The organism is Microcoleus sp. LAD1_D5, from assembly GCF_036702115.1.
In the GTDB taxonomy this organism is placed as follows: Bacteria; Cyanobacteriota; Cyanobacteriia; order Cyanobacteriales; family Microcoleaceae; genus Microcoleus.
In genome coordinates, this window is the sequence record NZ_JAUBSA010000022.1 from 1 (window position 1) to 13,642 (window position 13,642).

General features: G+C 44.0%; 12 protein-coding genes and 1 riboswitch. Of the genes, 11 read left to right on the forward strand and 1 reads right to left on the reverse strand.

Annotated features, from left to right (window positions below):
- Nucleotides 1-39: 39 nt before the first annotated feature.
- The 7 genes from QUA70_RS11735 to QUA70_RS11765 all read left to right on the forward strand — a co-directional run bounded on the left by QUA70_RS11735 (nt 40) and on the right by QUA70_RS11765 (nt 9,215).
- Nucleotides 40-2,370, forward strand: a complete 2,331-nt coding sequence (locus QUA70_RS11735; RefSeq protein ID WP_333347818.1) for a HEAT repeat domain-containing protein — start codon at nt 40-42, stop codon at nt 2,368-2,370.
- Between the two features lie 105 nt (nt 2,371-2,475).
- On the forward strand, nt 2,476-2,883 hold the full coding sequence (locus QUA70_RS11740; RefSeq protein ID WP_333347821.1) for a nucleotidyltransferase domain-containing protein: 408 nt from the start codon (nt 2,476-2,478) through the stop codon (nt 2,881-2,883).
- Nucleotides 2,884-3,052: 169 nt separating this feature from the next.
- Nucleotides 3,053-3,448 (forward strand): XisI protein, encoded by a 396-nt coding sequence (locus QUA70_RS11745; protein ID WP_333326463.1) that lies wholly within the window; start codon nt 3,053-3,055, stop codon nt 3,446-3,448.
- A 261-nt stretch (nt 3,449-3,709) separates the two neighbouring features.
- Nucleotides 3,710-5,809 (forward strand): SPFH domain-containing protein, encoded by a 2,100-nt coding sequence (locus tag QUA70_RS11750; protein WP_333347824.1) that lies wholly within the window; start codon nt 3,710-3,712, stop codon nt 5,807-5,809.
- 340 nt (nt 5,810-6,149) lie between these two features.
- Complete coding sequence (locus QUA70_RS11755) at nt 6,150-6,995, forward strand: M48 family metalloprotease (RefSeq protein WP_333326459.1); 846 nt, start codon at nt 6,150-6,152, stop codon at nt 6,993-6,995.
- Between the two features lie 105 nt (nt 6,996-7,100).
- Nucleotides 7,101-7,487, forward strand: a complete 387-nt coding sequence (locus QUA70_RS11760) for a DUF1523 family protein (protein ID WP_333347827.1) — start codon at nt 7,101-7,103, stop codon at nt 7,485-7,487.
- A 282-nt stretch (nt 7,488-7,769) separates the two neighbouring features.
- Nucleotides 7,770-9,215: an ABC transporter substrate-binding protein gene (locus QUA70_RS11765; RefSeq protein ID WP_333347830.1), complete on the forward strand. Its 1,446-nt coding sequence runs from the start codon at nt 7,770-7,772 to the stop codon at nt 9,213-9,215.
- Between the two features lie 180 nt (nt 9,216-9,395).
- On the opposite strand, the gene QUA70_RS11770 is transcribed toward QUA70_RS11765, so the two are convergent.
- A protein-coding gene (locus tag QUA70_RS11770) for an IS1 family transposase (RefSeq protein WP_333347832.1) occupies nt 9,396-10,107 on the reverse strand; the annotation gives its coding sequence in 2 pieces (ribosomal slippage) (nt 9,396-9,854 and nt 9,856-10,107; 711 coding nt in all).
- A 142-nt stretch (nt 10,108-10,249) separates the two neighbouring features.
- Here QUA70_RS11770 and QUA70_RS11775 point away from each other — a divergent pair.
- The 4 genes from QUA70_RS11775 to QUA70_RS11790 all read left to right on the forward strand — a co-directional run bounded on the left by QUA70_RS11775 (nt 10,250) and on the right by QUA70_RS11790 (nt 13,580).
- The gene (locus tag QUA70_RS11775; protein WP_333347835.1) at nt 10,250-10,828 is read left to right on the forward strand and encodes a Uma2 family endonuclease; all 579 of its coding nucleotides are present in this window, start codon (nt 10,250-10,252) and stop codon (nt 10,826-10,828) included.
- A gap of 38 nt (nt 10,829-10,866) precedes the next feature.
- Nucleotides 10,867-11,011: riboswitch (cobalamin riboswitch) on the forward strand.
- Nucleotides 11,012-11,166: 155 nt separating this feature from the next.
- Nucleotides 11,167-11,607, forward strand: a complete 441-nt coding sequence (locus QUA70_RS11780; RefSeq protein WP_333347838.1) for a hypothetical protein — start codon at nt 11,167-11,169, stop codon at nt 11,605-11,607.
- A gap of 19 nt (nt 11,608-11,626) precedes the next feature.
- On the forward strand, nt 11,627-12,493 hold the full coding sequence (locus QUA70_RS11785) for a methyltransferase domain-containing protein (protein ID WP_333347841.1): 867 nt from the start codon (nt 11,627-11,629) through the stop codon (nt 12,491-12,493).
- Nucleotides 12,494-12,731: 238 nt separating this feature from the next.
- Nucleotides 12,732-13,580: an ABC transporter ATP-binding protein gene (locus tag QUA70_RS11790; RefSeq protein WP_333347844.1), complete on the forward strand. Its 849-nt coding sequence runs from the start codon at nt 12,732-12,734 to the stop codon at nt 13,578-13,580.
- Nucleotides 13,581-13,642: the final 62 nt, after the last annotated feature.

Here is a 13,642-nt window from a genome sequence, read left to right on the forward strand (position 1 = left end):
TGATTTTAAACCATCCTAATCTTTCTTCAGTCTTGTCTTATGGTACTTTGGCTGCTTAAAAACTGTCCGGAGTATTGTTTCTGGCTGTTAGATAATACAGATGATTTGGTGCTTTGGGTTTCTCTAGGACGTTTAGCGACGAATCTAATTGATTACATATTTAATGATTGGCTGCGAGATGCAGAGGGAACCGTCCCTGAAAACTTGCAGACAGCTTGGAGAAGTCAGTTGGAACATCGGCAGGTGTGGTTACTGTTAGATGGGCTAGATGAAATGGCAGCAGAGATGCAGGAAACCTTATCTGCAAGGGGTTTGCTGACTCATGTGCGGATAGTAACAAGTTGTCGGCTGAATGTTTGGCAGGCTAACCCCCGCATTTTGGATGGCTTTGAATTTTATATTACTCAACCGTTCACCTATCCCCAGGTACAGCAGTTTATCGAGAAGTGGTTTAGTAAAGATCAGGCATTGGGCGATCGCTTGTGGCAAGCAATTCATCAACCAGGAAAGGAACGGATTAAGGATTTAGCCAAAAATCCTTTAAGGTTGACCCTGTTGTGTGCAATTTGGCAAGGGCGAGACGGCGATTTGCCTGATACCAAAGCGAAATTATATCAAAAATTTGTCCATAAAATCTTTGAGTGGAAAGCAGAGTATTTCCGCCTGGACTCTAATAATCAAGAGAGGCTGAAGGCTAAGCTGGGAGAGTTGGCCAGAGAAGCGATCGATAAAGAACCTACTCGGTTTCGCTTGCGACATAAATTTGTCTGTCAGCTTTTGGGCAAGCCAAAGGATAAAGATTCTCTGCTGCAATTGGCCCTGGATTTGGGTTGGCTGAATCAAGTGGGAATGGATGCAGATGAACCTGAAGAACCCGTCTATGCTTTCTTGCATCCCACGTTTCAGGAATATTTTGCGGCGCGTACAATTGATGATTGGAAGTTTTTCCTGAATCACATTCCTGACAACCCCAAAGACTCAAAAGCAAGTTACCGGATTTTTGAGCGCCAGTGGAAAGAGGTTATTTTATTGTGGCTGGGCCGCGAGGATGTACTAACAGAGAATAAGGAAGCGTTTATTAAGGCTTTGGTTGAATTTCAAGATGGATGTCGGGAGTGTATTTTAGAGGGCAAAGGTTTTTATGAATACCGAGCGTATTGTTTAGCAGCGATAGGTATTGCTGAGTTTAAGGAATGTAGCTGTGCTGATGCAATCCTTTCGCAATTGATGAGATGGGCATTTGGTTATTTCAATTTAGAGATGCAGATGTGGGTTACGGAAAGTTGTCCAAGTTCAAAAGCAGCTATAGCTGCATTCCAAGAGAGCGATCGCAGCCGAACCATCCCTGCTTTAATTAACCTGATGCTTAACAGTAGCAATAATGCTACTAATGCTACGTTGGCAGATATGGCTCTCAGTTTGGGAAAAATTGGAACGGGCAACCAACAAGCAATCGATGCACTTATTAACTTAATTCGTACAACTTTCGATATCTTTCCTCTTGATCAAGGGAGCTATATCATTGATAAAGCATTTAATAGCTTAGAATTCATTGGTCAGAACAATCAGCAATTGATATATGAGCTGAATAATATGATGCAAAACAGTCAGCATGAGTACACTTGTGTAAAAGCTGCTGAGTGTTTGGGGAAAATCGTTCCCGGTAATGAGCAGGCGATCGCGAGGTTAGTCGCTCTGATAGAAAAAAGTGCTGATGAATTTATTCCTAGTGAAGCGCATTTTAGCTTAGCAAAAATTGCACCCGCCCCTCCTAAAGCTGGCAGAACTATTGAACGTAGCATTTTTGATGGTGTTTGGCAATTACCCCACTGGCTGCTTGACGAACAAGAATCGAGTAAAGACGAATTAAAACGTAGATGGGCAGAAGAAACATTCGAGCATATTTGCTCTAAATCTACTAAAGCAATTCAGCCACTTATTGATATAATTCACAATAGTCCTAATGAGGGTATTTTTCGGGATGCGGTCAGGCTTTTAGGCGAATTTGGTACTAATGATAAGCAAGCAGTTGCGCTACTGATTGAGTTGAGTCGCCACAGCAATTTTGTAATTAGTAATTTTGCCATTCAATACCTGGGTAATACTAACGTAAGGCACGAAGAAGTAATCAAGGTATTAATAGACATGATTTACAACTCTCCAGATATTCCTATTTACACAGCTTATAGTTTGGGAAAAATACTTAAAAAATATCCGCTGTCATCTGCAGTCTCAAATTTAAAACATCCTCTGCAAAATCAGATATATACCCAGGAAGATTTCGATATTTATCATAAGTGTTACGAGGTTCTGTCGCAATGCAGTCAAACTATGCCTTTCCCAGAGTATTATGAGGCTTGGCACAGTTAAGCAACTAATTAATTATTGTTGACTGCATTGATGTAATGTCTCAATTTAGTGAAATTATATTAACATAGTAAATGTCCGATCGCCCTCCAATCATTTATAACAAATATGAGCATTAACGATAAACTTAAGAACATACTGATGCAATTACGATCGCACTTCGAGCAACTTTACGGCGATCGCCTCACCCAAATGATGCTCTACGGTTCCCAAGCGCGAGGTGATGCACATCCCGACTCAGATATAGATGTTTTAGTAGTTCTGAAAGCGCCAGTTCAAGCTGGCGAAGAAATTGATAGAACTCTTCAGATTGTAGCAGATTTGTCGCTCCATAATGATGAAGTGATTAGCTGTCTGTTTATGGACGAACAGCGATTTATACATTACAACGGGTCTTTACTGAGGAACATTCGCAAAGAGGGAATGTTCCTCAATAAGCCTTTGACGGGCGGGCAGGATGCCCACCCCACAAAAAAACTTACTCTTTGTGGAAGAGGTCGGAAAGCCTGTTCTTGAGAATGCTGCAAAATTTCAATTTCAAATTATTCTATAATAGAAGTCTCTATTTGGCAATTTCTCGACCGATTTTTAATAGCGTATTTACCATATAATTAGTACAAGTCTTATTAAAAAATCAGATTGTAAAAGTGATTATTTTTGATGATAAAAGTGAGGCGAGAGTTTAATGGATACCCGATTAAGATACCAAGAAATTATCAAAACCATACTGCAAGAACACGCCAGCTACCGCGCTGCCATACCTGACGGATATACTTCCCAAGTTCTCTTTGATGATCAACGAGGAAGCTACTTAGTGTTGGATATTGGTTGGAATGAGGCCAAATACCTTCACGCCACACCAATCCACATCAATTTAATCGGCGATAAAATCTGGATTCAATATGAGGACACCGAAGAAGGAGTAGCAAGTGATTTACTGGCAGCAGGCATTTCTAAAGAAGATATTGTACTCGGTTTTCGCCATCCTAATGTGCGGCAATATACTGAATTTGGAACTGGTTTGAGTGGCAAAGATCAAGGAAATGTTGCTGAATCTGCTGCTGTTATGCCGTCAGCCTAAGTAGAGTACGGAGACGGATGTGCTGGGCGGACGCCGGCGGATTTGAAGCATGATAGGGGGATTATTTTGGGGTAGAGAAACGGCACTGCCGCTTTCTCCGTTACTATTTGGGGGTACGGGTTTCAGCCCCTGCCGGACTAAAGGTATGACTTTTATGAACTAAAGTAATGAATTTAATGAATTGACCTTAAAAGAAACCTGTTGAATAATTGTAGCTAACAACTTTTCAGTACATTTTAGCTTAAAAACAGGTAAAAAACTATGACTAAATCACGTTGGCTTCGCAAGCTTTTACCATTGACAGTATCTTTAGCAACCGCGCTCACTCCTGCTGCTGCGATCGCGCCACCAACTTCTGCTCAAACCACTCCGCCGCCACCCCAATCCCAAGAAGTTCAACCAGCCCAAGAAGCAGGAATTAGCATCCCGATGTGGATCTATCCCGTAGGAGGAATTGTACTAATTTTCATTTTCCTACCTAAGATTGGCTGGATTTTGGGACTGATCGCGATCGGCGAACGAGAAGTGGGAATTGTTACCAAGAAATTTTCTCGCAAAAATTTGCCATCCAGTAGATTGATTGCTCTCGATGGCGAAGCAGGTTTGCAAGCAGATACCCTTCCTCCCGGCTGGCATTTTGGTTATTTTCCCTGGCAATATAGCATTCGCAAAGAGCCTGTTGTTGTCGTTCCTCAAGATGAAATCGGTTTAATTGTTGCTAATGACGGAGCCAGCATTCCTGCCGATCGGATTTTAGGTAAAGTCGTCGATTGCGACAATTTTCAAAATGCCCGGAAGTTTCTCACCAGCGGTGGAGAAAAAGGGCGGCAGCTAGCCATCATCACAACAGGTACTTATCGGATCAATACGGCTTTATTTGAGGTCATTACTTCTGCGAATGCCACTAAAAACGGTATGCAGCCGTCGGACTTGAAAGTATACAAACTTGCTCCCGATCGCGTGGGAATTGCGAACGTGCTAGACGGAACTCCGATTGATGAAGGTGAAATTGCTGGCCCAATAATTCCCGGTCACGACAATTTCCAAAAAGCGCAATCTTTCATCAAGGGTGGCGGGCGCAGAGGGCTGCAAGAACAGGTGATTCTATCGGGTTCTTGGAACCTCAATCCCTGGTTTGTGCAAGTTGAACAAGTAAAAATGACGGAAGTGCCGATCGGCTATGTAGGCGTCGTAATTTCCTATGTGGGGCGATCGCACCAAGATGTAAGCGGTGTAGCTTTTACCCACGGCAATCTCGTCAATAAAGGCGATAAAGGTGTGTGGGTCGAACCGCTTTATCCCGGCAAACATCCGATCAATACAAAAGTGATGAAAGTCGAACTTGTCCCCACTACGGATGTAGTTTTAAACTTCACATCACGGTTCAGTGGAGAACACGGCTACGACTCTAAGTTAAGCGCTCTGAAATTGCTTTCTTTTGACGGATTTACGTTTGAGTTAGAAGTTTTTCAGATCATTCATGTCGGTACTTTGGATGCACCGAGAGTGATTTCGCGGCAAGGTTCGATGCAGAATCTCATCGACCAAGTGCTGCGTCCTATTGTGGGCAATTATTTTCGCAATTCCTCTCAAGAATATACAATACTCGATTTCCTGATCGCCCGCAGCCAGCGCCAAGCAGAGGCGGCAGAACACGTGCGTCAAGCCCTGCGGGCCTACGACGTGCAAGCTGTGGACACGCTGATTGGTTTGATTTCGCCACCACCTGAGTTGATGCAAACATTGACCGATCGCAAAATTGCTCAGGAACAGGAGAAAACTTACGATGTGCAGCGCATCTCACAGTCGCAGCGTCAAGAATTGGTGCGCGCAACTGCGATCGCGGACATTCAAAATCAGGTGGTGGCGGCAGAACAAGGGGTGAAAATTGCCCAACTGAGTGCAACTGCTGCGATCGAACACGCAAGCGGTGAAGCAGAAGGGATTCGGCTGATGGGACAAGCAAAAGCGGATGCTTATCAAGTTGGTGTCAACGCTCTCGGCACCCAGAGTTACACGCTGCTGCAACTGATGCAGGCGATCTCAGATGGCAGCGTTCGCGTTGTTCCCGATGTCGCAGTGAATGGTAACGGCGGTAGTGGGGGTTTGCTTGATGGTTTGATGGGCATGATGATGTGGAATCAAACTAGCAAAAATGGAGAAAATGGAGCAGCATCACCTGTAATTAATGTCAAAAAATCGGATGTTGCTGTTGCGGAACCTCTGGCTAAATCACCAGTAGCAAAAGTGAATTCGGTGAAGTCGCCGGAGTTTCCTAATCATTCACCAGTTGCTCAGTCTGTGGCTGTTGCAGAAACTGATATTGACTGGGAATTTGGTGAATTTTCTGACGATATTTAAGTGGATTTGTGGAGTTTGTAGAGAGGACGATTGTCCTCTCTGAAAGCTCTTAGTCAATAAGGACTCTTTGTCCTTTGACTGCGTAAGTCCTATATTTGCTTTTGTCGATATTGCAAAAAATTTTCAAAATATGACTTTTATGAACTCGAAGTTCATGAGTTTTATGAAATAAATTAATGAATTATATGAATTGACTTTTACCGCTTGTTTGATTAGGTTAACACTATTCACTTAAACGTGAGTAAATATCAAATCATGAAACAGACATTAAACAAGCTATTTCTGCGACAAATCCGGTATTTTCGGAGTTAAAAAAGTAGAAAATTTAGGAGTTTCGGAGATGTGGAATCAAATTAAAACAGTTGCTTTGTTAGGTCTGCTGAGCGCTCTGTTAACTACCATTAGCTATGGAGTAATCGGCGGTACAGGTGGTGCGATTATAGGTATTGTCTTGACCGCTGCGATGAATTTCAGTGTTTGGTATTACTCAGATAAAATTGCGCTAGCAACTTACGGTGCTCGACCTGTAACTGCTAGCCGATCGCCGAAAATTTACAGCATGGTGGAAAGACTCTGTCAACGCGCGGGTTTGCCCGTGCCAGCAGTGTACGCGATCGCGACTCCGGCTGCCAATGCTTTTGCGACTGGTCGCGACCCGGAACACGCAGCGATCGCTTTTACTGATGGCATTCTGAATCTGCTGTCAGACGACGAACTCGAAGGGGTGATCGCGCACGAACTCAGCCACATCCAGAACCGCGACACCCTGACGCAAGCAGTAGCAGCTACGGTTGCAGGTGCGATTTCGCTGTTAGCGCAGATGGCTAGCAATGCTATGTGGTTTGGAGTGGGAGGAGGCGATCGCAGCGATCGCAATCCTTTCGGGTTGATTTTAACTGTCATCTTGGCTCCTATTGCTGCTACAGCAATTCAGTTAGCAATTTCGCGCACGCGGGAATTTTCTGCCGATACAAGTGCAGCAAAATTAACTGGAAACCCGCGCGCTTTAGCTAATGCTTTGCAACGCTTAGAAACCAGCGCACGACAAATACCAATTCAAACCAATCCCGCTTTTGCACCGCTGTTAATTGTCAATTTTTCGGGTAGAGATTGGTATAGAAGTCTATTTTCTACTCACCCTTCCACACAGGCGCGAATTAAAAATTTGTTGAAGTTAGAACAATAATTGCCAAATTTTGAAGGGGACGGTCGGGAGAATATCATCGACTGACATCACAAATTAAAGCTTGTCATGCAATCAAATCCCATTTTGAATTTATGAGGGCATTTTATGAACCGAAACAATTCTTTTCAACGCAGTAACACTAGAGCCAATTTTCTGTCTAATTTGTTTTTTCACAACTCATTGTTAATGTGGGTTGTTGTCTGCAACCTTCCTGTGGCAGTGTTAAACTACACCAACGTGCAAGAACAAGAGGTTCAAGTGATTGATTTGGAAAGTCGGCGATCCGGCGAGTCCAGCGAACTCCGGTTAATTCACACCAACTCCGGCGTGTTTAAGAATTCAGACACGTTTTGGTGGTTCCAATTCAACAGTTCCGACGTTCAAAGCAAGCTCATTCAAGCAAAACAATCTGGTAAAAAAGTGCGGATCAAAACTGTTGGTACCCGCATCCCTTTGTTTTCCCACTATCCGAATATATTGGAAATTCATTGAAGTGTTTGGATTGCCGGGTAAAACTCATTTTCAACCCGACATACTAACTACTGACTGTTTCTGAAATTGAGGTTCAGATTGTCCCGCCTCTAAATTTTACAGCTAACGCGCGATGAAACTATTGTGGGGTGGGCATCCTGCCCGCCTAAAAATACAATTATGACTTTTATGAACTTAATTAGTGAATTTAATGAGTTGACTTTAACAGAAATTTCTTGAATACTGATTGTAGTTAACAGCTTGTGTGTAGAATTTGTAGAAATTTTATAAGGATAAAAAATCATGTCCCAAGATAACAACATAAAAAGTCCGCCGCCCATCTTTTTTATTGTTGCTGTAGGCTTAATTGCGTTTGGCGCGTACAAGTTCCTTCCCGGTTTATTCGCCTCCAAAAGTTCAGATATATCTACTTCTACTTCTACATTTACATCGGGTGCGAGTTTATCGGGTGCGAGTCCATCGGGAACGAGCGCATCGGGTACGATCGCCAATCGTATCAGTTTAGGAAATCAGATATTGCTGACCTCCTACGCAACACCTGACAAACAAGCAGGAGTTAAAGCTTTTGCTGAGGGAAATTACCAAGCTGCCGCCCAATATTTTCAGAAATCGCTGCTACAAAATCGCAACGACCCGGAAACCATTATCTATTTGAATAATGCCCGTTCCCGCAATGGTTCTTCCTTGAAAATTGCTGTCAGCGTCCCCATTGGTAGCAACCCCAATGTTGCCCAAGAAATCCTTCGAGGTGTTGCCCAAGCTCAGGATGAAATAAATACTAGCGGTGGCATCAATGGCGCACAACTGCAAGTAGAAATTGTCAACGATGACAACAGTCAAGAGGTTGTCAGAGAAGTTGCAAGGACATTGACAAAAGATCCGAGTATACTAGGAGTAATTGGACACAATGCTAGCAACGCATCTCTCGAAGCTGCTCCCATCTATCAGCAAGAAAAACTGGTAATGGTGACACCGACGAGCTTTGCCAATAATCTATCAGGATTTGGCAGCTACATATTTCGCACAGTCCCCAATATTAGCGTCATGGCGGCTCCCTTAGCAGAATATGTAGTTAAAACAGAAGACCAAACTAATATTGCGGTTTGTTATGACTCCCAAGCACCGGATAACATATCATTTAAAGATGAATTTGTGGCAGCTCTTACTGCTGCTGGCGGCAAATTAGTTCCCACTGTTTGCGACTTTTCGTTACCCTCTTTTAATCCCGACAATGCGATCGCCGATGCTGTCAGCAAAGGAGCACAAGCATTGATGCTAGCACCCCACATTGATCGCATTGACCGTGCCATCTCTCTGGCACGCATCAATCAAGGCAAATTGCCACTCTACGGCAGCACTACGCTCTACACCTTTCAAACTTTAAAAGAAGGGCAAAGCGACGTTAACGGCTTAGTATTGCCCGTTCCCTGGCATCCTGACACTAATCCCGGTAGCCGTTTCCCAGAAAATGCCCGCCGGCAGTGGGGAGGAATTGTGAATTGGCGAACAGCCACGAGTTTTGACGCGACTCAAGCTGTCATCGCTGGCTTGCGGCAAAGCAATACACGGGAAGGATTGCAACAAGCACTCAGAAATGCGAGTTTTTCGACAGCAGGATCGAGTGAGGATGTGAAGTTTTTGCCCACGGGCGATCGGGCTGGTAAGCCGATTTTAGTGCAAGTTAAACAAGGAGGAAGCACTGGCTATAACTTTGTCCCGCTGCGGTAAGTTTGTTAAGTGCGATCGCGCGGGCGGGCTCTTCGGCCCAACCCCTACTCCCCACAAGAAAATTCAATCTTTGTGGAACAGGCATCTTGCCTCTTCTTGATGCCAAACTCACGCCCCACCAGAAAATTCCCTCTTTGTGGAACAGGCATCTTGCCTGTTTCTTAGCATGATTAGGTAGTCCTAAACAAGTAATGACAAATTGTAATGATGGATAAAATACCAAATCGCACCGATGTGATTATTTAAGGACTTGGAAAAAGATAATGTCTTTCGTACCAAACGAGACACCCGTTGTCGGAGAGTGTTATTGAAGCGCTCGATATAACTGGTTTTACCCGTCTCTTTCCCGACCGCCTGATGTCGCTTACTCGGTAACACCTTCGAGTAAGCCCCCCAGAAATCCGTGTAGGCGACAGCACATTGTCGATAGACTGGCGGTAAGGATTTCCATAATTCACTCGCCGCGGCCGAGTCTCTTGCCCCAATGTAAACCCCGACAATTTCACGGGTTTTAACGTCTAAGGCCAACCATACCCACTGTTTATTGCTTTTATGGTCTACAAACGACCATAATTCATCACATTGAATCGCTAGCTTTCCCTTTTTTTTTGATGACACCTGTACGGTTCTGGGCAAAGAGAGCGTATTTCCGGTTAACATAATCTTGGAGCCATTGCTCCGAAACCTTGACTGCACGGGCGATGCCGGCAAGAGAGAGGCGTTCTAGCAATAATCGGTCGATTAGTTCTTTCGTGGCTGGGTCGATCACCTTCTTGTCTGGATTCTCGACAAATTGCCGACCACAGTCGTAACATTTGAATCTTTGTTTTCCTGTGTGAATGTGACCGTTTTTCACGGTTCGGGAAGAAGAGCAAAGGGGACAATTCGGCATAGTTTACAAAAAACTTATCGAGGCTACTATTTTACCATCATTACTTCTTGACCACTACCCATGATTAAAATCTACTTTTCTGTTGAATCAGCCAAATTTTTAAGATAAAATGAAATGAGTAGATTAAAGGAGAGCGTTGTGTATGATCGCGCAAGTTGAAACCAAAACCTACACCGCTGAGGAATATCTAGAATTGGAAATCAATTCTCAGGATCGGCATGAATTTATCAATGGGGAGATTGTTCTGATGGCTGGCGGCACACCGGAGCACAATGAAATTACGAGCATCTTAAATGCTATTTTGAGGGTGAGTCTTAAGGGTAAACCTTACAGTATTTTTGCATCGGATCAGCGGCTTTGGGTTCCGCAGCTTAATAATTATACTTACCCGGATGTGATGGTGGTAGCGCGCCCGATCGAGCTGCAATCTGGACGGACGGATACAATTACCAATCCGCTGCTAATTGCTGAGGTGCTCTCTAAAGGTACTAAAGCTTATGACCGCGATGAAAAGTTTGCTGCCTATCGCAGTATTCCTAGTTTTCAGGAGTATTTATTAATCGACCAATATCGGCTACAGGTCGAGCAATATTCTAAAACTGATGCGAATAAGTGGATTTTTTCGGAATATAGCTGTATGGGCGATCGGCTGAGTTTAACCTCTGTTGCGGTGGAAATTTCGCTGGCCGATTTGTATGAAAATATTGACTTTGGTGAATAGGCGGACGGTTTTTTGTCAAATGTTCCAAATAGTGGTAATATCCCCGTATATCGATCGGCTCTGATGGAGAACAGCCATCAGACGTAAGGGGGAAAGTTCGGTGCGAATCCGGCGCTGTCCCGCAACTGTAATGAGATCATTGCATCTCTGAGTCAGGATGCCCGCCGATTTGTTTACCTGTTGTTTTTCATCTGCGAGGTATGGATGATGGTGAGTTTATTATTTTTTTTATTATTGGATTGGGGTTTTTTAACCGCAGATATAAGCAGATGAACACAGATGAACGCTGATGTAATTGGATCAGTGTTCTGAAGCGTATAATATTTAATGGAAAAGAAATGCGAATTGAAGATAGTGTTTGGCAGGGTAGTTTTGGCTACTGGCAAAACTTGTTTATTCACCAGAATATTTTGCCGATCGGACATACTGCTTGGAATGGTTTTTTGCATCAAGGACGAGGCTTGGTTGCTTGCAAAATCAATACTCCCATTAACGGTTCTGTGAATTGGAGCGTAGATACTATCAAGTACGATCTGCAATTTATTTCCGACTTGGAGGCAACCGTTTATTTGCAGCAACTAGAAATAGAGGAAAATACTGTTTCAAATCTGCTGCAAATCATTGATAGCTACGAACCCAAGGCAGCCATTATATTTTTGTCGATCGCCAACGGTGAGATTGATATCAATTTGTTGCAAAACTTGGCAATTTCTCCTGTTGAGTGCTATGAACAGGTATGCAAGCGCTGGGAAGAATTTCAACTCTGCCCTAAATCCTAAAACTTACTAAATTTTCCGAATGCCGCAGCCAAAATCCATCGAAATTTCCAAGGTAACTCGCTACCAAAATGCAGCGCTTAATTACTATTTGGGCCTGACAGATTCGCCCTACCTTCACTACGGCTATTGGGAAACCCTACCTGTGCCCGCTGACGAACTAACGATCGCACGATTGCGCGTCGCTCAGCAAGCTTATACTGTAAAACTGTTAGATGCAATCCCCAAAGGCACTCATACGATACTCGATGTGGGCTGCGGGATTGGCGGAAATGCGGCTTATTTGCTCGATCGAGGTTTTGCCGTCGAAGGGCTCGCACCCGATCCGTTCCAACAACAGCGCTTTCTTAAGTGTACGGGCGATCGGGCAATCTTCCACCTCACGAGGTTTGAAGACTTCAAAGCAACCCATTGCTACGATCTTATTCTCTTTAGCGAAAGTAGCCAGTATATGTCGGCTGTTGATATTGCTAACGGTGCCGCCAAAATCCTCAATCAGGGCGGTTACGTTTTGCTGGCTGATATGTTGCGATCTGATGCTAATTATAAAGAGGGAATGTTCTCTAATTGTCATGTTGTTACGGAACTTCATGCAGCATTAAAGCAGGCTGGGTTCACTTTAGTAAAAACGGAGGATATTTCCGCCCATATTTTGCCAACAATCGATTTGTATGTCGATACTTTCCGCCGATATGGACTAAATACAATGATCTATGTTGCAGATTTGATTGCGATCACTGTTCCCCCCGTCCACAAATTCCTGCGCTGGATATTTCGTCGCTGGTTCAAAAAGCTCGTGGTTGAAGGATTGGAGGCAAGTCAACTTTTTGAGCAACATCTCTGTTATGAAATGCAACTTTGGCAGTTGTCAAAATCAGATCAAGGCTGACACAAATATAGCAATCCTCGCATCATTTGTGAATTTCTTACTCCCTCCCCTTGATAAGGGGAGGGTTGGGCTGGGGTAAAAAGTTTACGACTCCTGCAAGGATTGCTATACAATGGAAATCGGTAATCGGTAATTGGTAATCATTCATCGGTAATCGGTAATTGGAGGCATAGCCTCCGGGTATTTATTCCCAGGCAGAGCCTGGGAACAAGGCTATAAAAAATAAAAAATAACGAATATGTCTGAATGGATTCTCGAATTCGCTGGCACTTCCTACTCCTATCCCTGCGGTTCGCGAGTGGCAATTCAGGGTTTAAATCTCAAAGTCCCCGCCGGGAAACGCTGTGGGCTGATCGGTCAAAACGGCTGCGGCAAAACTACCTTTTTCCTGTTAGCAAATGGCTTGTATCAACCGCAACAGGGAATCATTCGCTGGGAAGGTGAACCCTTTCGCTACGATCGCAAATCTTTGATGCAACTGCGCCAACAAATCGGACTCGTCTTTCAAAATCCCGAACATCAATTAGTAGCTTCGACGGTAGAAGAAGATATCTCCTACGGATTGTACAATTTAGGCTTGAGAGAATCCGAAATTGCTCAACAGGTGCAGCAGGCGATCGAGCAATTCGATCTAAGCGAACTCGCCCGCGAACCAATTCACAATCTCAGTTTGGGCCAGAAAAAGCGGGTGTCTATCGCCGATATCATGGTTCTGGAGCCCAAACTGCTGCTGTTAGATGAACCTACCGCCTATCTCGATCCGCGTCACACGCGACAACTGATCGGTTTACTTCAACAAATTCACAGCGCCGGAACCACCATTCTTTTAGCAAGTCATGACCTCGATTTCATCTACCGCTGGGCTGATTGGGTGTTTGTAATGGATCGGGGAAAACTGATTTTAGAAGGAACACCCGAAACAGTTTTTGCTCAGCGGGAGGTTTTGGAACAATTGCAGCTTGGTGTACCACTGGCGATCGAGCTTATGGAGCAAATAAGGGCGATGTTTCCAACAGACGATCACTCAAATATCCCCGCTTTCGAGCAATGGCAACAACAAATTTTACAAGCACGTCGGCTGCTTTAACGAGACTTAGACAATTGATAATTGGCGTTGCTGATTCACGGTATGAATTACCTTTTACGCTT